This is a genomic window from Desulfoluna sp. CLI2B (genome assembly GCF_056847375.1).
This window is the reverse complement of record NZ_CP186557.1, coordinates 3821705-3846865: the sequence shown is the minus strand read 5'-3', so window position 1 is coordinate 3846865 and position 25161 is coordinate 3821705. Positions and strand designations below refer to the sequence as shown.

Here is a 25161-nt window from a genome sequence, read left to right as displayed (position 1 = left end):
CATGGCCGAGGTGAGGAGGGCCGCGGTGGGCCCGGTTAGGGCTATGCCCTAAAATAATAATACATAACGATACTCCGCCTTAAATTCGTTATGTGTCGATGTAACGATCAAAACATCATGCTGAGGACTTATGGCATGCTCCCGTCATGTGTAATTTATTCGTGACAAGGTCCTTACGTAAAACGGCAGGCATCCGCGGAAGATCCCTTCAGGAAGAGGACAGTGCTGGTGATGCTCCGCTTCTTCTGACAGGTATGGCAAAAGCCATGCCATGGAATCGGGTGCGGAAATGTGCTTTGATTCTGGGTGATTGCTTTTGGGTGTTGTTTTCTGGGGCAGGGATGTTGCGTAAAACTGTTGTATATGAAAGATTGTGTCTTTCTTAAATGACAGTTTTGAACTAAACTTTTAAATAAGACAGTATGTAGCTCTAACCATGTTTAAGGAAGAGACCATGGCCGTGGATGAAAATGCATTTTTCCGTGAAGCGACGTTGAGGCTGTGCAGCAGCCTTGCCATTGAAAAGGGGATGTCTGCCTGCCTGGGACATATGCGAAACCACATGCCCGGGCACAAGCTTTTCCTTGAGTGCTACGAGCCGGACCTCGGGGCGCTCAGGACCATGGCCATGGCCACGGAGGACGAGGGAACGCCCTGTGATGTCCTCACTCCCATGGAGGCTCTCACCCTGGACGGCAGCATCGAGTCTCCGGCTCCTTCGGACCTCAATCGCGTGTTCTGCGTTAATCGGCCCCAGGAAGATCCCCTTTCCCAGGTGTTGCTCAAGCGTTTCCAGGAGCCGGAAGAGTGCTCCATCCTCTGGATCATCCTTGCGGCAGAAACCCGGGTGATGGGAGCCCTGACCCTCATCGCAAAGGGTGTGGACCGGTTTACCGACGAAGATGCCCGCCTCTTTGCCCTGCTGCGAGAGCCCTTTACCATCGCCATGTCCAACACCCTGGAGCATCGGCAGGTCTTGAGGCTGAAAGACCTTTTGGCCGATGACAACCGGTATTTCCAGGACGAGATCGGGCGGATCACCGGCGAGGAGATCATCGGGGCCGACTTCGGGCTCAATGGGGTCATGGAGATGGTGGGACAGGTGGCCCAACTCACCAGCCCCGTCATCCTGACCGGGGAGACAGGGGCGGGCAAGGAGGTCATTGCCCGGGCCATCCACAACCTGTCCCCAAGGCGCCAGGGCCCCTTTATCAAGGTGAACTGCGGGGCCATTCCCGAGACCCTCATGGACAGCGAGCTCTTCGGGCATGAAAAAGGGGCCTTCACAGGGGCGATGGCCCAGAAGCGGGGGCGCTTTGAGCGGGCCGACGGCGGGACGATTTTCCTCGATGAGATCGGCGAGTTGACCTTAGAGGCCCAGGTGAGGCTCTTAAGGGTGCTCCAGGAAAAAGAGTTCGAGCGGGTGGGAGGAACCCGGCCCGTGCATGTGGACATCCGGGTCATTGCCGCCACCCATCGCGACCTGGAGTCCATGATCCAAGACGGCCGCTTCCGGCAGGACCTTTTTTACCGACTCCAGGTGTTTCCCATTCCCATTCCGCCCTTGCGGGATCGACTGGGGGACATCCCGGCCCTGGTGCAGCACTTCATCACCAAAAAGAGCCGGGAGATGGGGCTCGGGATGATGCCGCCCCTTGCCACGGGGGCCATGCACCGGCTCAAGGCTTACCCCTGGCCGGGCAATGTGCGGGAGCTGGAAAATACGGTGGAGCGCGCCCTGATCCTCTCCAAAGGCGCACCCCTGGATTTTCCGGAGCTGAATCCTTCGCCCTCAGAAGAGGGTACTCAGCCCATGGCGGTTCCGGGGGGAGGGGACCTTGAACTGGACCGGGTGATCGCTACGCATATCGAGGCCGTCTTGGAGATGACGGGCGGGCGAATCGAAGGGGAGGGGGGCGCAGCAGAGCTGCTGAAGGTGAATCACAGCACCCTGAGGCACCGCATGCGCAGGCTCAAGATTCCCTTTGGTCGGGGACGGCGCCGAAATTTGTGAAGCACTGGGCGTCACCGGCTATAAACAGAACCCAAGGCGATGCCTCCGGCGGGTCGCTTTTTGAAAAAAGCTCCGCAAAAACGTTCCGGTAGACTGTTCGTTATGTTGAAACACTCGTTTCGCCAGACGCTTTGAGCCGGACCTGGCCATTCGTAAGGGCTGTTTCTCAAACGTTTTAAACGTTTTTTCCCCGGCAGGGCCGTCTGAGGCAAAATCTAAACGCCTTTTGCCCTGCCCACTGGCGGGAACCCCTTTTTTTCGGTATAACGACGCCATGACATCCACGAAACTTACACAGACGGCCCTTTTTCATAAGCTTCCCGAGGCGCAGCAGCAGTGGCTGCTCGCCATGGCCGAGGCCTATGCCTTCTCTTTTCAACAGCTCAAGATGCTCACCGAGTACAGTGCGGATCTCATCTGCTGGCGCGTGGGATCCCTGGAGCAGTTTTACCGCCCGGAGGAGGTGGGCAAGGCCAAGGGAAAACAGGCGGCGTCAGTTGTGTTCCAGCAGTTTCGGGAGGGGTATGAGGCCCTGAAGAACGGGAAGAAAAGGTACGCTGGCGATGAAGGCTTTTCGGCTGCAGAACGGAAATTCCCTGATGAGCAGATGGTGGAGGTCCCTTTAAAAGGGAATATCATGGGGCGGTGCCCGGTGGCCTCGGAAAAGACGCGCTGCTGCAATCTCACCACCCTGGATGCGGTGCAGCAGTGCGGCTTTGATTGCAGCTACTGCTCCATCCAGTCTTTTTACCATGGCAACCAGGTGCGTTTTATCCGGGATCTTGTCTCCCACCTGGAGACCCTGGAGCTGGACAAAGAGAAGACCTATCACATCGGAACCGGCCAGTCCTCGGATTCCCTGATGTGGGGCAACCGCTTCGGGCTGCTGGATTCCCTGTACCGGTTTGCTTCGGCCCACCCCAACGTGATCCTGGAGATGAAGTCCAAGAGCGGCCGGGTCGATTATTTCCAGGAGCACCGGCCCCCGGCCAACATGGTCTTTACCTGGTCCCTCAACACCCCCACGGTGATTCACCACGAGGAAAAAGGGACCGCCTCCCTGGAGACACGGATCGCAGGGGCCCGGAAGCTTGCCGATCACGGCATTCCCGTTGGTTTTCACTTCCATCCCATTGTCTGGTACGAGGGCTGGCGGGAGGACTACCTGGCGGTGGTCTCCCGGCTGGTCGACTCGCTGAAGGAGGTGGTCATGGTCTCCCCTGGGGCTCCTTACCTTATCAGCGGCGCTCAAACGCATCCGGGAGCGCATGCCGGACAGCTCCATCCTCCAGATGCCCATGGAGGAGTGCGCCGGGAAACTGAGCTACCCCCTGTCCATCAAAGAAGACCTGTTTTCAACGGTGTACCAGGCCTTTCCCCAGTCCTGGCACGAGTCCGTTTTTTTCTACATGTGCATGGAGCACATCGACCTCTGGGAACCGGTGTTCGGACGCAGCTACGACTCCAACGAAGCGTTTGAGGCGGACATGATCAAGACCTACCACGAAAAAACAGCCCGGATCCGTCAGGCCAACCCATAGTCAGGCCGGTTTTCCCTCATTTCAAAACAAAAAAGCCCCCGACAGGAATGCCGGGGGCTTTTTCGAGTTGCCATTTTTCTTACAGCTTAAAGGCGCTGACCAGGTCCTGGAGTTTTTCGGCCATCTCTTTGAGGCGCTGGGAGTTGTGGCTTACCTCCGAGCTCTGGGTGGAGATGGCGTTGGCTTCCATGTTGACATCGGCGATGTCCCTTGCGATTTCCGTTGCCACGGTGGAGGCCTGGGCCACGTTTTCCGTTACTTCCAGGGTGCCCCGGGAGGCCTGGGAGACGTTGTCGGCGATCTCCCGGGTGGTGGCTGTCTGCTCTTCGATGGCGGCGGCGATGGTGCTGACGATGTTGTTGACCTCGCCCACCACATTGGAGACCTGATGGATCTGGGAGATGGTGGAGTCCGTGGAACTCTGGATGGCCTGGGTCTTTCCCTTGATCTCTTCGATGGCGTCGAAGGTCTGTCGGGCCAGCTCCTTGATTTCGTTGGCCACCACGGCAAACCCTTTTCCGGATTCCCCTGCACGGGCCGCTTCAATGGTGGCGTTCAGGGCCAGGAGGGTGGTCTGCTCGGAGATGTCCGTGATCACATCGGTGATCTTGCCGATTTCGCTGGCAGCCGAGCCCAGTTCCCCGACTTTTTCCGAGGCCCGCGTGGCTTCGTCCACCGCGTCTCCGGTAATGTTTCGGGCGGTCTCGGTGCTTTCGGCAATCTCGTTGATGGTGGCGGTCATCTGTTCGGCGGCGTCGGCCACAAGGCTGACGTTGGTGGCGGTCTCTTCCACGGCCGCAGCCACGGAGTTCATGTTGGTGCTCATCTCTTCGGAGGCCGCGGCCACGGTGCGGGACCGGTCCGCGGTGTTGTCCGAGCTTTTGGAGAGGGTGCCGGAGATACCTTCCAGTTGGGTGGATGCCTCCAGGAGCCGGTTCCCTTCACCTCCGATGTTTTCCATCATGTCCTTGAGCCTCGCCACCATGGTGTTGAGGCGCCTCATCATGCGGCCCATTTCGTCGTTGCTTTGCACCGGGACCGCCCCGGAGAGATTGCCCTGTTCAATCTCCTTGATGAACCGGCCGGTGGCGGCCAGGGGAGCCAGCAGGCTCTTTCGGACCATGAGCCAGGAGATGAGAAGGATCAGGGCCAGGGTGCCGAAGGTGAGAAAGGCCACGTTGAGCTTTGCCTTTAAAAGCTGTTGGTTCGTCTCGGCCAGGGACATGGTGAGTTCAAAGGCGCCGTGGACCTCTCCTGCTTTCCATCCCTCCTTGATGCCGCCCAGGGGGTCCTTGGATCCCCGGGGCGATCCGTGGCAGACCATGCAGTCTGAGGTGAGCTTGATGGGCCGGAAGTAGCGGATGGCGTCGTCTTCGATGACGATTTTCTCGGTAAGGCCCTTGGCCTTGATTTCAGCCAGGATCTCTTTTTCAAAGGCGTTGGCTTCGTTGGCCCTGTTTCGGGGGGAGATCTTCGGCACCCGGAAGGTATACCCGGTGGAGTCCGCGTTCAGCTTAACCATGTCGATGGCGGTGACCACGGGCACGGCTTCGATGAGTTTTGCTTTGGGGATCTCGTCAAAGGGGAGGATGATCCCCTGGGTGAGCTTGTGGGCCATCTCGTTACGGGCGGCCTCGGCCATCAGGACAATGGCCCGGCTTTTCTGCACCATGCCGTCCACAGCGCTGTTTCGAATGTCGGAAACCCGCAGGACACCCAGGATAAGAGCGATGACCAAAGGTCCCAGGGTCGTAATAGCGATGATTTTCCACTTGATGCCGATATCTCTGAATGTCATGGGCAGTTCTCCATTGAGACGTTGGGAGGTTTCCTCCACAGGTGTTCCTCCCTTAGAACGAAAAAGTAAGGAAAAAAAGTTAACACAGTGTGGCTGATGAGGCAACCATACTGTGTTGATCAGAGCTGTGGGCGTGATTCTGTATTTTGATGTCAGGAAAGGTATTACGGATTTTTTTGGCTGGCTTTTGGTCAGGATATACCGCGTGGCGTTGTGGGGGACACATGGATGGTGTCGTGTAATGGATTACCCTTCGGCGAGTCGCTTCTGGAAAACCAGATCAAAACCCGCCGTCACCCTGGGGATGCCGCAGGCTCTTTTTCAAAGCGGAGGGTCACGATTGTCTCAGGATCGATCGTACGTTCATGAGGGCGAAACCCAGCAGGTTCAGGCCTTTCCACTGCTCCGGGTCCGCGCAGCGTGGGTCTTCTTGGGCAAGGCCGATTCCCCAGATGGTATCCACCGGGCTTGCCTCCACCAGAATGCGATCTTCTGTGCCCAGAAGATATGCTTTCAGTGCTTCATTCTGTTCGAATTTTGCTTTGTTTCCTCGCACCACAATGTCGAAACGATGCCGGTTCCACTCCGCTTCATGGAAGTTCTTGATGCTGCGGCCCCATTTTTTTGCTTCCCGGGGGTGTGCGCACTCGATGATGTTGCGCCGCATGGCCTCGTCATTGAACAACCGCGCTTTTTCCGCCATCATGTAGACTTCCGCCGACGTGTAGCGGATGCCGTCCAGGTCAAAGGGGGCCTGCCACCACTGGCTGAAGCACTGCTTGCCTGTGCGGCCGTCCTTTCTTGGGTGGTGCCCCCAGAAGAAGAGGTAGTCGAATTGCCTTCCTGTCCTTACCTCTTTTTGCAACGAGTCAATATCAAAGATTTTTTCATGCATAAGACAGTTTCTTTCCTGAAGGGTGATCAATGTCGAGTTCAAGATATCGTTTATATCAACATTCCGCCCCAGACAAGGTGAATGGTTGCAGGGTCAACACATTTAAACATTCAGTTGCCTCCGGCGGGTCGCTTTTTGAAAAAAGCTCCGCAAAAACGTTCCGGTAATAAAAAAAAGAAGAGGGGGCCATGCCTTGTAGGGACGCATTCCTCCAAAAAAAAACTGTTTGTCAAATTTTTCAAAAGGTTGGCCCCCTGCAGGGCCGCCGGAGGCAAAAATTTGAATGCGTTAAGCCTGTGAATGGTTGGCGCTTTGCTCACCGATGGTCGAATTCAAATTCGATCTGGCCCAGAAGGTCAAGGAAGCGGCGCGTCTTGGCCGGAACAAAGGCTGCCCCCGGATAGAGGGCGTACCAGGGATAGGGGGACAGCTGGTAGCCCTCAAGGAGCCTCACCACCTCACCGGTTTCGAGTAGGTTCCGGTAGGGCCACATGGGCGCCAGGGCAATACCGAACCCCTCCACCACAAGATCCCGAATCGCGGTGAGGCTGTTTACCGTGAATTTTCCGTCCGTGACGTGGACCCGTTCCCGTTTTCCCTGGCGGTGCAGTTCCAGGGGGAGCTCCCGCTGTTGCTTTGAAAAAAGCAGAAAATGATGGTGTTTGAGATCCTGGGCCGTTTGGGGGGGCGGGTGGGTTTCAAGGTAGCCCCTGGACGCAACGAGGATCATGGGCATGTCCGCAAGTTTTTTGCACACGAGGTTGGAGTCGGGGAGATCCCCCACGTGAATCTCCACATCAAAGTGTGCAGTTGGGGCTTCGGCGTATCCGCTGTTGAAGCGAAGCTCCACCCTGAGCTCCGGGTATTGTTTCACCATGTCTTTCAGGACCGGCACCACAAAGGCCTGGCCAAACTCCAGGGGCGCGCTCACCCGAAGGAGGCCCTGGGCCGTATCGGCTACGCTGGAGACACTGGACTCCAGGGTGGATTGCTCATCCACCAGCCTGCGCATGCCTTCGTAATAGAGAAGGCCGGTTTCCGTGGGCGTGGAGCGGCGGGGAGAGCGTTGCAACAGCTTGACCCCCAGGCGCTCTTCCAGGGCCATGACCTTGCGGCTCACCGCTGACGGGTCGGTGCCCAGCTGTTCTGCCGCGGCCTTGAAGCTTCCGGCCTCCACCACCCGCAGGAAAATCCGTTCCGCAGATTCCATGCATTCCTCCCTGAAGCGATATGTAGTGCTCCACGTGTCCTTGCCGGGTTTCCCAGCACAGCCACCGGCGCTGTGGTGCCGGAACCCTGAATCTCTACCCAGGATTGTAAATTTTGCAATGTTAAAATGCAATAACAGGGACTACATGAATGGTAATTATTTCAGTATCCTTTAGCCCAAGTTCGGACTGGGGCCGGGGCATGGGCATCGCATCCTGTGGGTAGGATGCCATTGAACCTGAGCGTTGGTTCCATCCATTGACAGAAAGATGATGCGGGTTGTTTTGTGTGGGTTAATAATTTAATATAATTGAAGAAACCTCGAGTTAAGTGCGCGAGGTTCTTCCCCGTACCCGCCATTTCGTGCCCAATCACCGATCAACCTGCACGTAACGAAACATCATTTTCGAAATGAATACCCCAAAAAGGAGCGTTCAGACCCATGGACATTCAACAAGAGATAAAGAAAATGGAGACCACCCTGGTCACCATGAAGCAGGCCTTTGACAGCAGCCCCATGCCAAGCCTTGATGCGCGGATCGAGATGCTCAAGAAGCTGAAAACCGCCCTGGTGGCGTACACAGGGGACATCAGCACCGCCATGAGCGATGACTATGGAAAGCGAAGTGAGCTGGATACGCTTATCGCCGATATCACCCCCTGCATCGGCAACATCAATCACACCATCGCCCATCTGTCTGAGTGGATGGCGCCTTCCAGGAGAGACCCCGGGCCCCTTCTCACCACGTCATCCGTGGAGGTGATTTATCAACCCCTGGGGGTTGTGGGCATTGTGGTCCCGTGGAATTTTCCCGTTATGCTCTCCATCGGGCCTCTCATTTCCGCCATTGCCGCAGGTAACCGCGCCATGCTCAAGATGAGTGAATTTACGCCCCACACCAACAAGGTCCTCGCAGAGATGCTGAAATCGGTGTTTGATGACAGCTATGTGAGCGTGTTTGAAGGGGAGGCCGAGGTCTCGGCGGCCTTTACGGAGTTGCCCTTTGATCACATCCTGTTCACCGGGTCCACCACGGTGGGGCGCCACGTCATGCGGGCGGCTGCGTCCAACCTGACCCCGGTGACCCTTGAACTCGGCGGGAAATCACCGGTCATCGTGGGTGAGGATGTCTCCATGGAGATGGCGGTGGAACGGATCATCTACGGCAAAAGCCTTAACAACGGCCAGGTTTGCGTGGCTCCGGACTATGTGTTCCTGCCCGAGGGCCGGCTGGAATCGTTCATTGCCGAATACAAAAAGCAGTACGCAGGCCTTTTTCCCCAGGGAGTGGATTCCGAGAACCTTACTTCCATGGCAAACACCCGTCAGTTCAAGCGCATTGAAGGGCTTTTAAACGACGAGCAGGAAAAACAGACCCGCATCGAACCTTGCCACGGAAACAGCATGGACAGCGCCAAAAACCGACTGGTCACCCACATGGTTGTGGACCCGGCAAGAGACGCCAAGGTCATGACCGAAGAGATTTTCGGCCCGTTGCTTCCCCTGATCACCTATGGGGATGTTGAGGAAGCCATAGCCCATATCCAGGGCAACCCGAGGCCCCTGGCCCTTTACCTGATGACCCATGACGAGGCCCTTCAGCAGCGTGTGAAAACCACGGTTCATTCAGGTGGCATGTGCATCAACGACAGCGTGTTTCACCTTGCGGTGGATGATGCTCCCTTTGGCGGTATCGGTGCGTCGGGAATGGGCAACTATCACGGCTTTGAAGGTTTTCTGACCATGTCTCATTCAAAAACTGTGATGACGTCGGGAACGGAACACAACATAAAGCATCTTTTCGCAAGGGAAGACAATGAGTTCAAAAAGGCCGTAATGGAGGCCTTGTTGCGATAACCGGCACGTGTACCGGTAAAAAAAAAATAAGCCCTTCACCCAAATCCATGAAGGGCATTTAAATAAATCAGGAATAGAAACAATGAAGTCTCACCCGTTTGATTACCAGATGAAAACCATCGTTCACGCCAGGGAAAACGGCATTGAAAATGTGCCTTCCCTGTTCCGGCATATGGGCGCAAAGCGCGTTGTCCTCTTCTCCGACAAAGGCCTTGAAGCCTTTGGTGTCGTAGATAGGTGTGCCGATATATTCAACCGCCAGGCAGATGTCACCCTTGCCGGCACGTTTACCGCCATTGAACCCGATGCAGCCTGCCGGAACATCAATGAGGCCATCGCCTACGCAAGGGATTGCGGGGCTGATGCCATCCTGGCCGTTGGGGGAGGAAGCGTCATCGATGCTTCCAAAGGGGTTAAATATGCTCTGGACCGGGGGCTCTCCGACATTCGCGGAGCCATCGCTGGTGGTGGCAGATTGGAGGTCTGGCCGGAGTCTCAGGGCTTTGATACCCCCCATATCGCCGTGCCCACAACCGCAGGCACCGGCGCGGAAGCCTCTCCCATTGCCGTTTTTTTTAACGAAGAGGAGAACATCAAGGCAAGTCTTGTGGCTTCGGGTCTTGAGGCGGATATCGCCATCCTGGACCCTTGCATGACAACAGGGCTTCCCAAGGGACTTACCCGCTCCACGGCCTTTGACGCCCTGACCCATGCCGTGGAGGCCCTGGTTTCGCCCCTGAGCAACAGCTTTACGGACGCCTATGCCATGCAGGCGACACGTCTTATTATCGACAACCTGCCCAGGGCATTGGAGGCGCCCGGGGACACAGCGGCCCGGGGTGCCCTGCTGCAGGCCAGTACCATGGCCATTTCTGCCTTCTACTCTTCCCTCGGGGGGATTCCCATCCACAACTGCGCCCACGCTTTCGGGGCTGTGGGGCATATTCCCCATGGGGACGCCAACACGGTTCTGATGCCCGTTGTCATCGAGGCCTTGCCCGAGTTTTATCAGCCGAAAATCGGCAAGCTGGCTTCGGCCCTGGGGCTGATGCCCGAAGCAGACGATGCCCGTACCCTTGCTTCGGTGGTGGCGTTTTTAAAAGACTTTCAGCAGAGAATCGGGGCCGACACCACCTTTTCAGCGTGGGCCCTTGATGACGACCAGAAGAATCGAATCATGGAGACCGTAAAAAAGGATATGGCTTACCAGTTTTACGCCATCCGTGACGAGAAAATCGCTCAGATTGTCAACGGGGTGGCATAGCCCGGGCGCAGAGCGCCTCCATCCAAAGACAGACATCGTGGCTTGTGCCATGTGCCGGTTTCATGAACACGTAACACGTACTCATTGAAGGACCAAGAATCCAACCAAGGGAGGAAGGTACAATGACGCTTAGTTTACGCGGAAACATGAGGACAGGTGTACTGGTCACCGTGATGGTTGTGATAGGACTGGCGGCGCTCTGGGGGCTTGCCCATGGGGAAGAATCGCAAAAACCCAATATTGTCATCATCTGGGGGGACGACATCGGGCAGAGCAATATCAGCGCATACACCAAAGGCCTGATGGGCTATCGAACCCCCAACATCGACTCCATCGCCAAGGAGGGGATGATGTTTACCGATTATTACGCTGAGCAGACATGCACCGCAGGGCGCGCTGCCTTTATCATGGGGCAGAGTGTGTTCCGAAGCGGTCTGAGCAAAGTGGGGATGCCCGGCGGCGATCTCGGCATGAACAAAGAGGACCCCACCATTGCAAGGCTTTTGAAAGCCCAGGGGTATGCCACCGGGCAGTTCGGAAAGAACCACCTGGGTGACAAAGACGAGCATTTACCCACGGTTCACGGGTTTGATGAATTTTACGGATCTTTGTACCACCTCAATGCATCGGAAGAGCCTGAACTGCCCGACTACCCCAAAGATCCGGAGTTTATCAAGAAATACGGCCCCAGGGGGGTGCTCTACTGCCTTGCCCTGCCCAATGGCAAGCAGTCCATTGAGGATACGGGGCCCCTCACAACAAAACGCATGGAGACCATCGATGACGACGTTGCCGAGCGGTCAGCCCGATTCATCGAAAAACAGCACAAAGCAGGGACGCCTTTTTTTGTCTGGGTCAACTTTACCCACATGCACTTTCGTACCCACGTCAAACCCGAGAGTCTTGGCCAGTCCGGCAGATGGCAGAGCCCCTACCATGATGCCATGATCGACCACGACAAGAATGTGGGGACGGTCCTCGATAAACTCGATGAACTTGGCATCGCAGACAACACCCTTGTTTTTTACAGCACGGACAACGGAACCCATATGAACACCTGGCCCGATTCTGCCATGTCGCCTTTCCGGGGTGAAAAAAACGCAAACTGGGAAGGGGCGTACCGGGTACCTGCCATGGTGCGGTGGCCCGGAAAAATTGAAGCGGACTCGGTGTCCAACGAGATCATGTCCCACATGGACTGGATGCCCACGCTTCTGGCCGCAGCAGGGGTCCCCGACATCAAGGAGAAGCTGAAGAAAGGCTACAAGGCCAATAAAAAGAAATACCGCGTGCACCTGGACGGCTACAATTTCCTGCCGTACCTGACAGGAAAGGAAGAGAAGGGCCCCCGGGAAGAGTATTTCTATTTTTCCGATGATGGGGACCTGCAGGCTCTACGGTACGATAACTGGAAGGTGGTCTTTGCCCAGCAACGTGCGCCGGGAACCATGCTCGTGTGGGGCGAGCCCCTTGTACACACGCGCATTCCGTGGCTCTACAATCTCAGGACAGATCCTTATGAGCGTGCCTCCATCACCTCCAATACCTATTGGGACTGGTGGATGGATCACGCTTTTCTCCTGATTCCCGCCCAGGGGTATGTGGAAAAATTCCTGGCGACCTTCAAAGAGTTTCCTCCCCGTCAGGAAGCAGGCAGCTTCACCATCGACAAGGTGATGGAAAAGCTCAAGTCCCCCAGCAGTCCGTAGTACTTTTTATATGATCTGATGCGTTACATGGTATGGCGTTAAAAAGCGGCCCCAATCGGGCCGCTTTTTTGTTTGGCCTAACCCATGACAGCAGAAGGGGAGCATCCCGTAGCGTCAGTGACCGACGCACCGGGTGTAGAGGTCGTTGCACAGGGCCATGAGGGCTGTGTCCTGACCATACCCGGCGACAAACGAGAGGCCCACAGGGATTCCGTCTGCCTCTGCCACGGGCATGGTGATCTGGGGCGTGGATGACATGCCTGAGATGGCGTTGACGCCCATGGCTCGCGGGATGTACTCCCCTTCGTAGAAAGCCGGGGTGATCTCCGAAAGCCTGGGGGCGGGGTCCACGGTGGTGGGGAAACAGAGGATGTTCCCGTCGTTCAGAAAATTGTTGAGCTGACGCTGGAAGGTTTGCCGAAGCGTGAGGCGGCGCTGGATATCCTTGCGGTCCGAGCCTTTGGCATACGCGTGAAGGGCGGACTCCACCCCGGGGCTCAGGGTTGGCTTTTCATGGGTGACCCAGGCACCGAAGGAGTTCCAGATCTCAATGGAGAGCAGGTACCCCAGGTTTTCGAAGAGCCAGCGCCAGTTGACATGGGGGGCTGTGATGTCTGCCATGGTGGCGGTCCGGGTGGGGCAGGTTTCACCCAGTTTTTTGCGGATGGGCGTAAGGGCGCTGCAGATCTCCCCGTCGGCCAGTTGAAACAGATCCTCCACAAAGCAGATGGTCGGGTGGGGTGTGGCAGGACTGCGGGGCCCCGTTGGCCAGGAGAACCCTTATCACCTTTTCCAGCAACCTCTCCGGTGCGGGCCATGGCGCCCACGCCTTGTAGGACGGTGCCAGGGGGAGTACCCCGGACAGGACGAGGCCGTGGGACGGCCGTGCATCCCCAGATCTGGATCGGATGCGGAGCCTGGACTGCATCCCTGCGTCCGTGCCCAGGGCAAATTCCACCAGCCCCCCTGCCACCGCCGATGCGGAGCCGCTGGAGGATCCTCCGGGAATCCTGTCCGGGGCCTTGGGGTTTACCGGGGTGCCGTAAAAGGCGTTGACCCCCAAAAGGCTGTAGGCCAGCTCGTCGGAGATGGTTTTTCCCTTATGGGTGGCTCCAGCCCCCAGGAGCTGTTCCATGCAGATGGCATGGGCCACCGCCTCGGTGGCACGGGTCTCTTTCCATCCCGGGCTTCCGTACCCCGTAGTCTCACCGGCCACGTCCATGTTGTCTTTCAGGGCAAAGGTCAGGCCGTCCAAAGCCCCGGAGGCGTATGGTGCGTGGGTGGTGTTGTTGACAAACGGGTCGGTCCGGTGAATGGGCATATTGGATTTCATGGCAGGGTACCTCATATTCGAGATGCATTTTTGTTTTCTGCGGTCGCGGGGAGAGCCTTGTCTTTTTCGGTAAACAGATCCCGATGGTAGTCGCAATCAATGCGTTTGACAACCTCGCATAGAGCCAATAAAGCGGGATGGCAACTTTTATTGAAGGCGTTTATGGACGCGCTCGTTGTTTCTGTGGGGTGTTGCATTATACCCGTGGGACGTCACATGCTATGGAACAAAAAACAGGGCGATTGAGCGATGGCTGAGTCTGTTTGGTATACGACGCAACGGCTTTTTTTTGCACTGTGGGTGTAAGTAAAGTGTGATGCCTATAAACTTTGTTGGAGAGACTTGGTTTTTTAAGTAATTTTTTTTGAATGTGGATGTCTTTGATTGTATTTACTGTTTTTGTGATGTGTAGTTAATATGGTGCGTCTGAGGCTATTGCTTTTCTGGTATTTGGTTAAGAGCTTTATTTCTCACAGCGTCCTTAGGATTTGGTGGAGATGTTTGGGTTGACACTAATGTTTATGTTCATCTAAGTATTGCTGGTTTGATTGGCTGGGGTTTGCTTCGTTAATCGTATTTCTAATATTACCGCAAAAGGATTTTTGAAATGAGCTTGGTACCAAGAGAAACGTATTTTGTGCTTTTTCTGTTCTGTGTTTTTAATTTTTGCAGCTGTGCAACTGTTTTTACAGGAGAATCGGCGAACATCTCACTCAATACCCCAGACGGAAAAGAGGCTAACGTTGAAGTCATTTCTGCATCAGGAACCCAAAATATAACCATTCCTTCTTCCGTTATGGTTAAACGGGCCAAAAGCCCTGTCCTTGTGCGTGTGACCGATGAGACGTGCGAACAGACAACCGTAAACGTTGCCCAGCAAGTAAATGTTCCTTTTTACGCCAATTTTCTTTTTGGCCTGTTTGGGACGACATCAGCAGGGGTGGATGCATCAACCGGATCAATGTGGACCTATGATGAAAACGTCGTTGTCCCTGTGAAACGAAAAGACCTTGCCAAGATTCAGTACAGCGCAAAGATAAAGAATGAGAATCATAATTAAAGGTGTGTGTGTTCTGGCAGTGGCATTCGTAGTCGGGTTACCCGGCAATGCCATTGCCGAGCATAAGAATGTCAGCAATACTACTTACCGCTTGCACGAAAAAGCAAAAATAAAAAACCTATCCGATCATCCTTTCTGGCACATTCTCATTCACTATAAAAGTAATCGCTTTTTGATCCGGGACTCGGCTTTTTTTGTCTCTTCCAATGGCTGCCGTTCACCCGAATCTGAGTTGAACGCATGCATTGAGGCTTTTTTTGGGGAAGACTTGCTCGAGAATACATTTTTATGCCGGTTTCCTGCTCGCTATCTTTGGCTGTGCCGCCAACTGGATATCGTTCCTTCAGCATTCACCTGCCCCGAACTCAAAGCCTTTATAACGAATTTGTCAGCCCAAAAAATATCCATCGTATACACTTCCGAAAGCTTTAAATATGTTGGAAGCATGATGGGGCACCTGTTTTTGAAACTCGATGGTGAGGACAGCCGCGGAAGACGATCGCATGCTGTGGGGTTTTGTGCTGTGTTGCCTGACAATAGTACATTTTCTATGTTCTATGACGCACTTTTTTCACACCTGGACGGTCGATATATTCTGACCTCATATGACGATGAAGTAGAAAAATACTGCTATAAAGAACAGCGCAATATGGTTGAATTGCCTTTGGACTTGAGCATGGAGCAGTGCTCACTTCTCATATGCCACCTATGGGAAATGAAGGGGATCAATGTAGGGTATAATTTTATTTCCTATAATTGTGGGGCAGGTATTTTTGACCTGATCCAAGCGGGATACCCCGATTCCGTGAAGATCAGTCGATTCGTTCAAACGCCAAAGGGGATTGTTAGGGCGATCATGTCGACTAAGCATGTCGGCGAAGTCTATTTCAGACCAACACTCGAGTACACAATAAGGCAGATATCGGGGCACCTCAGTGCACAGGACAAGGCGTTGGCAGCGTCTGTAATGAAAAACCATGATTTGACAGTGTTGGATCGCATTTCTGATTTGTATGAAAGGCAAATGGTTTTGATCTTGCTGCGCTCAGAGCTGATATACCAGGTGTTCACAAGCAGGCATGAGAAAGATAACAACAGACAGGATCTGTTGGATGCAATCAATGCCTCAATTGACCCACGCGTTGAACACGCCGTTTTGAATGGGCAATATTCCGAATTTAAGAACCGATTTAACACCAATGGAGCCTCAAGCTTTTCTTTTGGGGCTGCCTACAAGGGGCGGCTCCTTATTCGCTTGTTGGCATATCTCCTGTTTACAATTGCTTATCTTCTGATAATTCGGAATATTTTAAAGAGTTCCGGTTTAAGTTACTGAGTACTGAGCTTGATTACTTTGTAAAAGACCGAGAGTTGTTTGTTCAGGAATTTGATGTGGTTGACTTTAAGGCATATGTCCCCTTTAAACCCTCTGTTAAAGGATCTTCTGCAGAGGTGAAGCTTTCATTTGAGCAGGAAGGGTTGGAAGGAGAGAAAAACAAGCTGTACCCTCACATGGTGCTTGGGCTTGGGCGGACAAAGGCTCTCTGCTATGACCAGTATCAGTACTATGGTTTTCTTCGTGTCGGCGACGCGTATTTTGATGACAGAAATGTGGCTTATGTGGGGCCAGAAGTCGGTTTTTTTGTGAAAAACAGGCGTGTGAAAGTAAACGGCTCCTTAGAGCGAATCATCAGTACGGCTCACTACAAATATGAAACCAAGCTGAGGGTCGCCTGCTCTTTTTTTACAGGGAAAAGTCGGGATGTATCTATGGCAGCTACTCTTTTTTCCGACGACTCTGGACATGAGACAGCTCAAGCCAGTGTTTCCTGCACGGTTCACTTCTGAATCGTTTTAAAGTGAACCAGGGCTTCCCGGAAGCTGACGCTCAGCCGCTCCTTTTCCGTGAGCAAGACAAACCCCATGTTTTGGGCCTCTTTTTCAATATCGGCCATGTGGAGGGCGCCCCAGGGCACGATGAGGGTGTCGTAACGGGGCAGGGCCTTGGCCATCATGGAGATCACGGCCTGGTTTCTTCGGGTGAAGATGTCGTAGGTGATGTCGGCCAGGATCGATTCGTCATCTGTCTGGGTTTCGAGCCAGGCGGTGTAACCCCGCCATGCGCCTGCGGGTGAATCGGCCTCGGAGAGGATCTGGGCCAGAGTGTTGATGAAGGCCACGGTGGCCGGGGAAGCCTCGGAGAGGTCGATGTCTGCGGAGACAATATGGGGTTTGTGGGCCGCCTCATCCGGTGGCGCAAGGGGCTTGAACTCGTCAGAGACGCTGGTGGCGTCCAGGGTCATTCGCTCCTGGGTGTCGAGGCCCAAAAGGGTTCCCAGGCTGTCGTAGGAAAAATGGGTTTTGAGGAGCCCCTGTCTGTCCGAGACCCCTTCGGCAAGGATCAGGGTCCTGCCGTTGGTCATGGAGTTTCCGATGTCATGGTAATAGGGTGTGCGGCCGATGTGGATCATGGGAATCAGGCGCAGGGTCTTTCCGTTTTTCCCGTAGGTTTTTTCGTTCATGTAAAGGCCGGTGAAGCTGATGCGCATGAACCCGTTGGTGCGGGCCTCCACAAAGGCAGAAAAGGCCGAAAGCCCCATGAAAAAGAGAAGCACGGGAACAGCCAGGGTGGTTGCGGATACATACACTATGGTGTTTTTTGCGCTGAACCAGGGGCCCTGAAACATGGAGGGGCTCATGAGAAAGGGGTGGTCCGATTGATGCCCAATGGCCCGGAGCCCTGCAAGGCCGATGCCCAGCTGCCCCAGGGCCATGAGAATGCCGAACACTCCTTCCGGGATGTACCGGGGCGCGGGCCAGAAGAGGAGGCCTCCCCACAGGGCATAGGCCGCCATGGGCAAGAAGACTCGCTTGGGAAGTCGTCGGTCCAGACCCATGGCCATGAAAACAAGTACGGAGAGAAAAAGGACCAGATATGCGAGGACATTCCTGGGCTGGACGAGCAGGTGCATCCCGCTTACCGCCAAAAGGAGTTCGTCCAGGACGGAGATGGCCCCGTCGGCCAGGAAAAGAACCAGAAAAAGATTGGCAAAACGACGCATCATGGGGTGCGGCCTTTTATCGTGGTTTTAGAAGCATGAAAGGAGAGGCCGCCGGTAACTATCCAGCTCAAAAAAGCCTCCGGCGGGTCGCTTTTGGAAAAAAGCTCCGCAAAAATTTTCCGGTAATCAAGGAACTCATCTCCAGCCCCGCAGGGGTCGAAGATAAGCGCTTTGATAAATCGAAAAATAAGGTAACTATTCAGTTGCCTCCGGCGGGTCGCTTTTTTGAAAAAAAGCTCCGCAAAAAACGTTTCTAATGCACCCGTACTTCGTTTTAATCGCCCTTCAGGGCGATTAAAACGAAGTACGGGTGCGCAAAATGGCGAAATTGTTTCGGCGGAGCCTATAAATGATTACTTGAGACCTCTTTGTCAAACTTTTTAAAAGTTTGGCCCCCGGCAGGGCCGCCGGAGGCATTTTTTTTATAACCTATAACCTATAACCTATGACCTGGTGTGTCTCTAACCTGCCCTTTTAGTGCGCCTCGTTCCAGTTGTCTCCCACCTCGATGTTGACGGACAGGGGCACGGCAAGCTCCCAGACGTTCTCCATGGCCTGCTGCATGAGGCCTTTCACCTCGTTTACTTCCGCTTCCGGGGCTTCAAAGACGATCTCATCGTGGACGCTCATGATCATTCGGGTTTCCAGCTGCTTCTCTTTGATGATTTCGCTGCACCGGAGCATGGCCAGCTTGATGAGGTCGGCGGCGGTGCCCTGGATGGGGGTGTTGACCGCAGAGCGCTCGGCAAACTGTTTGACGTTGCGGTTGGCGCTGGCGATCTCGGGCAGGGGCCGGATACGCCCCAGGAGGGTGCTGGTGGTTTTCGTCTCCCGGGCCTCTTCGATGCAGGTGTCGATGAACGTCTTTACGCCGCTGTAGCGGGCAAAGTAGTTTTCGATGAAGCTCTTGGCCATCTTCTGGGTGATGGCGAGTTCCTTGGAGAGGCCGTAGGGGCTCATGCCGTACATGATGCCGAAGTTCACGGCCTTGGCCTGGCGGCGCATCTCCCCGGTGACAAAGAGGAGGTCGCAGTCGAACATTTCGGCGGCGGTGCGCTTGTGGATGTCCTCGCCTGAGTTGAAGGACTCGATGAGGATGGGGTCCCCGGAGCAGTGGGCCAGGAGGCGCAGTTCGATCTGGGAGTAGTCGGCGGCGATGAGTTTATTCCCCTCTGCCGGAACAAAGGCCCCGCGGATCATGCGGCCCTCGTCGCTTCTCACAGGGATGTTCTGGAGGTTGGGGTTGGAGCTGCTCAGGCGTCCGGTGACGGCCACGGTCTGGTTGTAAGAGGTGTGGATCCGGTGGGTGGTGGGGTGAATCAGGCCCACCAGGGCGTCGGCGTAGGTGCTCTTGAGCTTGGCCAGGGTCCGGTACCGGATGACCTGGGCCGGGAGGTCGTGCATGGCGGCCAGGGCGGTCAGGACTTCCACGTCCGTGGAGTAGCCGGTCTTCTTCTTGGTCTTTTTCTGGACGGGCAGCTCAAGTTTTTCAAAGAGGATGGCTCCGAGCTGCTGGGAGGAGTTGATGTTGAACTCTTCCCCTGCAAGGCTGTAGATGGACGATTCGATGGTCTCCATCTCGGTTTCAAAGGTCTTGGAGATGGTGATGAGGGCCTCTTCATCCACGGCCACACCCGTGTGCTCCATCTCGGCCAGGACATGCATCAGGGGCATCTCCATGGTGTCGAAGAGCCCGGTGAGGTTTTTGGCCTCAAGTTCTTTTTCAAACTCCTGGGCGAGCATCAGGGTGATGTCGGCGTCTTCGGCGGCGTAGGGCACGGCCTGGGAAAGGGGCACCTCGGAGAAGAGGAGCTGGTTCTTGCCCTTGCCCGCCACCTCTTCGAACTTGATGGTCTGGTGGTCGAAGAGCTCCAGGGCCAGGTCGTCGAGGCCGTGGGAGCGCCGGGTGGGGTTGAGGAGATAGGAGGCCACCATGGTATCGAAGGCGATGCCGCGAAGCTCGATGCCCGCGCCTTTTAAGACCAGCAGGTCGTATTTGATGTTCTGGCCGCACTTGCGGATGGCCGGATCTTCCAGAATGGGCTTCATGACGGCAAAGACCGCCTCTTTGGAAAGCTGCTTGTCGGACTCCAGGCCGGTGTGGCCGAAGGGGATGTAGTACGCCTCGTGGGGCGTCACGGCAACGGAGATGCCCACCACCTCGGCCAGCATGGGGGAAAGATTCGTGGTCTCGGTGTCCACGGCCACCAGGGGGGCGTCCTTTATCTTGTCGGCAAGCTCTGCCAGGGCCTCTTCGGTGAGCACCGCATGGTAGGCCTTTGTCACCTTTTTCTGCGGGGCGCTGAACATCTTGATGTATTTTTTAAAGCCCAGCTCCTTGAAAAGTTCTAAAAGGGTCTCGCCGTCGGGCTCGGGAACCACAAGGGCCTCTTCGTCAAAGGGGAGGTCGGCATCTGTCTTGATGGTGACCAGGTCCCGGCTGATGAAGGCCAGGTCCTTGTTGGTGATGAGGTTCTCTTTCTGCTTCTTCTTGGTGATGGTCTCCACCTGCTCGTAGAGGCCGTCCAGGGAGCCGAACTCATTGATGAGGGCCGGGGCGGTCTTTTTACCGATGCCCGGTACCCCGGGGACGTTGTCCGAGGTGTCTCCGGTGAGGGCCATGATGTCGGTGACCTGCTCGGGCCACACCCCGAGTTTTTCCTTCACCGCGTCCCGGTCCAGGTAGACGTCCCGGGCCGGGTCCGAGATGACGCAGGTGTCGGTGACGAGCTGCATGAAGTCCTTGTCCCCGGTGACGATGACCACCTCAAAACCGGCGGCCTCGGCTTTTTTGGCCAGGGTGCCGATGACGTCGTCGGCTTCCAGGCCCTGTTGCTCCATGGTGGGGATGCGGTAGGCCTCGGCCAGCCTGTGGACAAAGGGGATCTGGGCCCTTAAGTCGTCGGGCATGGGAGGCCGATTGGCCTTGTACTCTTCGTACATCTCGTGGCGGAAGGTGGGGCCCTTGGCGTCAAAGCAGATGACGGCGTGGGTGGGGGCAAAGTCGTTCATCATCTTGACGATGATGTTGGTAAATCCCAGCACCGCGTTGGTGGGGAGCCCCTCGGCGTTGGTCAAAGGGGGAAGGGCGTGGAAGCTTCGGTATATGTATGCACTGCCGTCGATGAGGTAGATTTTTTTCTTGTCGGTCATGGTCTGGATGGCTCCGGGTTCATGGGGCGAGGCCTGTTGACAGGGGCCTTGGGTTGCATTACGTTCAGCATCTGATATCGCGATGTGATCATGCGGGCCGATGCGTCGGTATGGCGATGCCCCTGCGGGGTCTTTATTATCGGGACAACCCTTGCACGGCGCAGATGACGTGTCGGATTGTGTGGGGTTACGTGTCGATGAGGTCATTGCGCGGAAAAACCCGCTGCAATGGCGTATACCTACCATGAAAAGGGCCAAACGGCAAACACCCGGAGGTGAACCATGGCAGAGAAAAAAGGCGAGATCCTCATCTCGGACCGGCAGATCAAGGACGTGCTGGAGCGTGCAAAAACCATCGCGGTGGTGGGGCTTTCACCCAAGCCTGAGCGGGACTCCCACGATGTGGCCAGATACATGCAGGAAAACGGGTACGTCATCATTCCCGTGCGCCCGGCCCAGAAAGAGATCCTGGGGGAAAAGGCATACAAAACCCTGGATCTGGTGCCGGGGCCCGTGGACATTGTGAATGTGTTTAGAAGAAGCGAAGACGTCATCCAGCATGTGGACGAAGCCATCGCCGTCGGGTGCAAGGTGTTCTGGATGCAGCTCGGCATTGAAAACAGGGAAGCGGCTGAACGTTTGACAGATCACGGCATCGACGTGATCATGAACCGGTGTATCAAGGTGGACCATGCCTCGTACTTCAAAAAGAATATCCTCATATAAGCGAAAGAAACTCAAAGCCCAGGAATCGCCCTGCCACTGCTGCGGCAAAGGCGAGCTCCCCTTTGCCTGGCGTTGCCGCTGCGGCTTTACCATCTGTCAGGACTGCATGGAAGAGAACTTCTGGGGCATGACCTGCAACGGCATCACCTGGGAGTGCCCGGACTGCAGCGCCCAGAACGGGTTCGGGAATCAGTGAGACAGGCGATAGGCTTATAGGTCATAGATCATAAGCTTATAAGGAAAATAAAAAAGGGAGCGACCCGCAAGGCGGGCGCTCCCTTTTTTCGTTTTTATGCGGCTTGCTCTTACATGAAGAACTTGAGAACAAAGATGGCGGCGATGATGTACATCACCGGCGAGACCTCTTTGGCCCGTCCGGAGAGGACCTTTAAGATCACGTAGCTGAGCATGCCGAAGACGATGCCCTCGGAGATGCTGTAGGTAAGGGGCATCATGAGGAAGGTGATGAAGGCCGGGAGGGCCTCGGTGGCATCGTCTAAGTTGATGTTCTTGATGGGGGAGAGCATGAAGAAGCCCACCATGACCAGGGCCGGAGCCGTGGCTGCGCCCGGGATCATGAGAAACAGGGGCGACATGAACAGGGCCACGAAGAAGAGGCCGGCGGTGGTCAGGGAGGTGAGGCCGGTGCGGCCGCCTTCTGCCACGCCAGAGGCGCTCTCCACGTAGGTGGTGACGGTGCTGGTGCCCATGCAGGCGCCGAAGGTGGTGCCGATGGCATCGGCAAAGAGGGCCTGCTTGGCCCGGGGCAGGCGGCCCTTTTCATCCAGGAGTCCTGCCTTGGCGCCCACGCCCACCAGGGTGCCCACGGTGTCGAACATGTCGATGAAGAGGAAGGTGAAGAGAACCACGGCCATGTCCGTTGTAAAGAGCTTGGAGAAATCGAACTTGAACATGATGGGCTCAAGGGAGGGGGGGGCGGAGAAGAGCTTCAGCCCTTCCATGTGGGTGACGCCCAGGGGGATGCCCACCAGGGTGGAGACAAGGATGCCTGCCAGCAGGGCCCCTTTTTTATTCATGGCCAGGAGGGTCCCGGAGACAACGATACCGATGAAGGCCACCCAGACGGCATGATCGCCCATGTTGCCCAGGGTGACGAGGGTGGCATCGCTTTTGACGATGACGTTTGCCCCTTTAAGGCCGATGAGGGCGATGAAAAGACCGATGCCCACGGAGACGGCGTTTTTGATGGAGAGGGGGATGGCGTTGATGATGGCCTCACGCACGTTGAAAAAGGTGAGGACAATGAAAATAAGGCCTTCGATGAAGACCGCGGTGAGGGCCATCTCCCATGAGTAGCCCATGTTGAGGACCACAGTGAAGGCAAAAAAGGCGTTCAAGCCCATGCCCGGGGCCAGGGCAAAAGGGAGCTTGGCCACCAGCGCCATGACAAGGGTGGCCACCAGGGCGGACAGGGTGGTGGCTGTGAAGAGAGCCCCTTTGTCCATGCCGGTGGCACTCATGATGTCCGGGTTGACGGCCAGGATGTAGGCCATGGTCATAAAGGTGGTCAGGCCTGCGATCACTTCCGTCCTGACATCGGTTCCGTTCTCTTTGAGCTTGAAAAAGTTTTCCAGCATCTTCTTAGTAACCTTCCTGGTGGTTCACACATATCCCTGACGCGGCGGACAGGGCTCAACATTTGCCAGGGCCTTGTGCTGGGCCGTGGCATCACTCCTTGAATCCAACATGGCGCGTCCCCGGTGAGTGCGTTGTCAGCCGGGGCCTTCCTTTAAAAAAAAGAGTGCCGGTATTATGAAACCCTTGGATTTGCATGATACCGGCACGAGCTTTCTATACCACTATGTGAGCGGCAGGGAAAAGGCATTTTTTGAATGTGTTATCCCGTCAAGCAAGACGGTCCCCCAGCCGTGCCTCTCTCAGGTGGTGGCATAGGAGGGCACGGGGCAGGGGGGGAGGTGCTCCCGTTATTCGGCAGCGGGAACGATCTCCAGAAGCTCCATCTCGAAGATGAGGGCTTCGTTGGGACCGATCTTGGGACCGTTGCCGTTGGGGCCGTAAGCCAGGGTCGGGGGAAGGTAGAGCTTCCACTTGGCACCGGCCTTCATGAGCTGAAGGGCTTCGGTCCATCCGGCGATGAGGCGGTCCACCTGGAAAACGGCGGGCTCGTTACGCTTGTAGGAGCTGTCAAAAACGGTGCCGTCCAGAAGCATGCCTTTGTAGTGGACCTTCACCTTGTCGGAGGCCTTGGGGGTGTCTCCCGTGCCCTTTGCGATGATCTCGTACTGGAGGCCGGACTCGGTGGTGGTGATGCCCTTCTTGGTTTTGTTTTCGGCCAGGAAGGCGTTGGCTTTTTCAAGGTTGTCCACGGTCTGCTTGATGCGTTTGGCCTGCATCTTTTCAATGGCCGTGGTTTTGGTCTGGGTCATCTCTTCAGGGGTCATGAGGGGCTCGGTACCGTGGAAGCCGTCCTGGATCCCTTTAATGAGGGCATCAATGTCGAGCTCAAGGGCATTGGCCTTGAGGTTGGTGCCGATTTCCATACCGATGGTGTAACCGATCTGCTCATCAAAGGATTCGAGGTTTTTTTTCTTAGCTTCTTCGGCCGGAGCGGCGGCCACGAAAGCCAGGGTTATGATGAGAGCAAATGATGCAGAGATCAGGTTTTTCTTCATGAAGGTGTCCTTTGGTTTACAAGTCGTTGGTTGGGATTCCCGTCGCAAAAGGGATCCGGGTGACGTTGGTGTCAAAAAAAAACGGTTGTTGAACTGTTCGTCTTTCTCGTAAGCGGGGTGGCGCCGGGGAGCTTTGATTCAAGCCATGGGCAACCCCAGCATCAAAGGAATCTCCCCAAGGCGTTCCATGTGGGCGTCGGCCGGAAGGTCCGGGTTGCCGAAGGCCACAAAGGGGACTCCGGCGGCCTGGGCTGCCAGCTGGTCCGTGCTGGAATCCCCTATATAGAGGATCTCGTGGGCCGACACCTTGAAGTGGTCCATGATGCTGTGGAGCTGGTCCGGGGCGGGCTTGGGGTGGGCCACGGTCTGGGAGGTGACAACCAGCTCAAAGAGATCCGAAAGGCCGTAAAACGTCAACACCGCGTCCATGGTGTTGGACCGGTTCGTGGCCACGGCCCGTTTGCACCGGGGTGAAAGGGCGTTGAGAACGCGGATCAGGTCGGGCTCCATCTTCATGTGGGGAATCAGGGAGGCGTAGTCAAAGGCGGCGGTGGCGGCGCGCACCTCGCTTAGGTCCACGCGTCCCTCAAACAGGTAGGCCAGGGCCTGACTGACGGTGGCCATATGGACGTACCGGAACTGCTCGTCGCTTAAGGGGGGCATCCCGAACCGGTCGAGGATGGTGTTGTAGTAGATGCGGTTGGTCTCTTCGGTGTCGAACATAACGCCGTCACAGTCAAAGGCAACCACTCGGATGGCTTCGGGGGTGATGTTTGATTTCATGCCTTAACAGCCCGGGCGTAGCGGGCCTTCCATAAGTAAGTGTTTGGGCCTTTGATTATCCGTGGCATCGGGGGATGCCCGTGGAGAGGCGAGTCGTGGTGG

21 protein-coding genes are annotated in these 25161 nt (G+C 55.8%); 11 read left to right on the top strand and 10 right to left on the bottom strand.

Annotated features, from left to right (window positions below):
• The first annotated feature begins 436 nt into the window (after positions 1-436).
• On the top strand, positions 437-2014 hold the full coding sequence (locus ACOYW2_RS18065) for a sigma-54 interaction domain-containing protein (protein WP_482767438.1): 1578 nt from the start codon (positions 437-439) through the stop codon (positions 2012-2014).
• A 274-nt stretch (positions 2015-2288) separates the two neighbouring features.
• Positions 2289-3494, top strand: coding sequence for an SPL family radical SAM protein (locus ACOYW2_RS18060; protein ID WP_482767437.1), 1206 nt, complete (start codon positions 2289-2291; stop codon positions 3492-3494).
• A 140-nt stretch (positions 3495-3634) separates the two neighbouring features.
• Here ACOYW2_RS18060 and ACOYW2_RS18055 read toward each other — a convergent pair whose 3' ends face one another.
• The 3 genes from ACOYW2_RS18055 to ACOYW2_RS18045 form a co-directional block, all read right to left on the bottom strand.
• A complete protein-coding gene (locus ACOYW2_RS18055; protein ID WP_482767436.1) occupies positions 3635-5353 on the bottom strand; it encodes a methyl-accepting chemotaxis protein in 1719 nt (572 codons plus the stop codon).
• Between the two features lie 334 nt (positions 5354-5687).
• Positions 5688-6248 carry an NADAR family protein gene (locus ACOYW2_RS18050; RefSeq protein WP_482767435.1) on the bottom strand — a complete coding sequence of 187 codons (561 nt, stop codon included), beginning with the start codon at positions 6246-6248 and terminating at the stop codon, positions 5688-5690.
• A gap of 316 nt (positions 6249-6564) precedes the next feature.
• Complete coding sequence (locus tag ACOYW2_RS18045) at positions 6565-7458, bottom strand: LysR family transcriptional regulator (RefSeq protein ID WP_482767434.1); 894 nt, start codon at positions 7456-7458, stop codon at positions 6565-6567.
• A gap of 441 nt (positions 7459-7899) precedes the next feature.
• Here ACOYW2_RS18045 and ACOYW2_RS18040 point away from each other — a divergent pair, with 441 nt between their 5' ends.
• The 3 genes from ACOYW2_RS18040 (at position 7900) to ACOYW2_RS18030 (ending at position 12288) form a co-directional block, all read left to right on the top strand.
• On the top strand, positions 7900-9315 hold the full coding sequence (locus tag ACOYW2_RS18040) for a coniferyl aldehyde dehydrogenase (protein ID WP_482767433.1): 1416 nt from the start codon (positions 7900-7902) through the stop codon (positions 9313-9315).
• Positions 9316-9397: 82 nt separating this feature from the next.
• Entirely contained in the window at positions 9398-10579 is a 1182-nt protein-coding gene (locus ACOYW2_RS18035) for an iron-containing alcohol dehydrogenase (RefSeq protein WP_482767432.1), read from the top strand.
• A 173-nt stretch (positions 10580-10752) separates the two neighbouring features.
• Positions 10753-12288 (top strand): arylsulfatase, encoded by a 1536-nt coding sequence (locus ACOYW2_RS18030; RefSeq protein ID WP_482767431.1) that lies wholly within the window; start codon positions 10753-10755, stop codon positions 12286-12288.
• A gap of 114 nt (positions 12289-12402) precedes the next feature.
• On the opposite strand, the gene ACOYW2_RS18025 is transcribed toward ACOYW2_RS18030, so the two are convergent.
• A complete protein-coding gene (locus ACOYW2_RS18025) occupies positions 12403-12909 on the bottom strand; it encodes an amidase family protein (RefSeq protein WP_482767430.1) in 507 nt (168 codons plus the stop codon).
• Between the two features lie 25 nt (positions 12910-12934).
• The gene (locus ACOYW2_RS18020; RefSeq protein WP_482767429.1) at positions 12935-13621 is read right to left on the bottom strand and encodes an amidase family protein; all 687 of its coding nucleotides are present in this window, start codon (positions 13619-13621) and stop codon (positions 12935-12937) included.
• 607 nt (positions 13622-14228) lie between these two features.
• Between ACOYW2_RS18020 and ACOYW2_RS18015 the strand changes: the two genes are divergently transcribed.
• From ACOYW2_RS18015 to ACOYW2_RS18005, 3 genes are read left to right on the top strand one after another with little or no spacing between them, the layout of a single operon-like run.
• On the top strand, positions 14229-14681 hold the full coding sequence (locus tag ACOYW2_RS18015) for a hypothetical protein (RefSeq protein WP_482419365.1): 453 nt from the start codon (positions 14229-14231) through the stop codon (positions 14679-14681).
• Positions 14665-16017, top strand: coding sequence for a lipoprotein N-acyltransferase Lnb domain-containing protein (locus ACOYW2_RS18010; RefSeq protein WP_482767428.1), 1353 nt, complete (start codon positions 14665-14667; stop codon positions 16015-16017). The genes ACOYW2_RS18015 and ACOYW2_RS18010 overlap by 17 nt, the downstream gene beginning before the upstream one ends.
• A complete protein-coding gene (locus ACOYW2_RS18005) occupies positions 15945-16529 on the top strand; it encodes a DUF7840 domain-containing protein (protein WP_482423772.1) in 585 nt (194 codons plus the stop codon). The genes ACOYW2_RS18010 and ACOYW2_RS18005 overlap by 73 nt, the downstream gene beginning before the upstream one ends.
• Here the strand turns inward: ACOYW2_RS18005 and ACOYW2_RS18000 are convergent.
• Positions 16520-17746: a hypothetical protein gene (locus ACOYW2_RS18000; RefSeq protein ID WP_482767427.1), complete on the bottom strand. Its 1227-nt coding sequence runs from the start codon at positions 17744-17746 to the stop codon at positions 16520-16522. The two genes, ACOYW2_RS18005 and ACOYW2_RS18000, sit on opposite strands and share 10 nt — an antisense overlap.
• Positions 17747-17778: 32 nt before the next feature.
• On the opposite strand from ACOYW2_RS18000, the gene ACOYW2_RS17995 reads away from it, so the two are divergent.
• Positions 17779-18000, top strand: coding sequence for a hypothetical protein (locus ACOYW2_RS17995; RefSeq protein ID WP_482767426.1), 222 nt, complete (start codon positions 17779-17781; stop codon positions 17998-18000).
• 217 nt (positions 18001-18217) lie between these two features.
• On the opposite strand, the gene polA is transcribed toward ACOYW2_RS17995, so the two are convergent.
• Positions 18218-20896, bottom strand: a complete 2679-nt coding sequence (gene polA / locus ACOYW2_RS17990) for a DNA polymerase I (protein WP_482767425.1) — start codon at positions 20894-20896, stop codon at positions 18218-18220.
• 282 nt (positions 20897-21178) lie between these two features.
• Here polA and ACOYW2_RS17985 point away from each other — a divergent pair, with 282 nt between their 5' ends.
• Both ACOYW2_RS17985 and ACOYW2_RS17980 read left to right on the top strand, forming a co-directional pair.
• The gene (locus ACOYW2_RS17985; RefSeq protein WP_482417439.1) at positions 21179-21622 is read left to right on the top strand and encodes a CoA-binding protein; all 444 of its coding nucleotides are present in this window, start codon (positions 21179-21181) and stop codon (positions 21620-21622) included.
• On the top strand, positions 21588-21818 hold the full coding sequence (locus ACOYW2_RS17980; RefSeq protein WP_482417438.1) for a hypothetical protein: 231 nt from the start codon (positions 21588-21590) through the stop codon (positions 21816-21818). The genes ACOYW2_RS17985 and ACOYW2_RS17980 overlap by 35 nt, the downstream gene beginning before the upstream one ends.
• A 109-nt stretch (positions 21819-21927) precedes the next feature.
• Here the strand turns inward: ACOYW2_RS17980 and ACOYW2_RS17975 are convergent, their stop codons facing one another.
• The 3 genes from ACOYW2_RS17975 to ACOYW2_RS17965 all read right to left on the bottom strand — a co-directional run bounded on the left by ACOYW2_RS17975 (position 21928) and on the right by ACOYW2_RS17965 (position 25059).
• The gene (locus ACOYW2_RS17975) at positions 21928-23220 is read right to left on the bottom strand and encodes an NCS2 family permease (protein WP_482417437.1); all 1293 of its coding nucleotides are present in this window, start codon (positions 23218-23220) and stop codon (positions 21928-21930) included.
• Between the two features lie 348 nt (positions 23221-23568).
• The gene (gene bamJ / locus ACOYW2_RS17970) at positions 23569-24276 is read right to left on the bottom strand and encodes a BamJ family beta-barrel-assembly machinery protein (RefSeq protein ID WP_482767424.1); all 708 of its coding nucleotides are present in this window, start codon (positions 24274-24276) and stop codon (positions 23569-23571) included.
• Positions 24277-24414: 138 nt separating this feature from the next.
• Positions 24415-25059, bottom strand: coding sequence for an HAD family hydrolase (locus ACOYW2_RS17965; protein WP_482767423.1), 645 nt, complete (start codon positions 25057-25059; stop codon positions 24415-24417).
• Between the last annotated feature and the right edge of the window lie 102 nt (positions 25060-25161).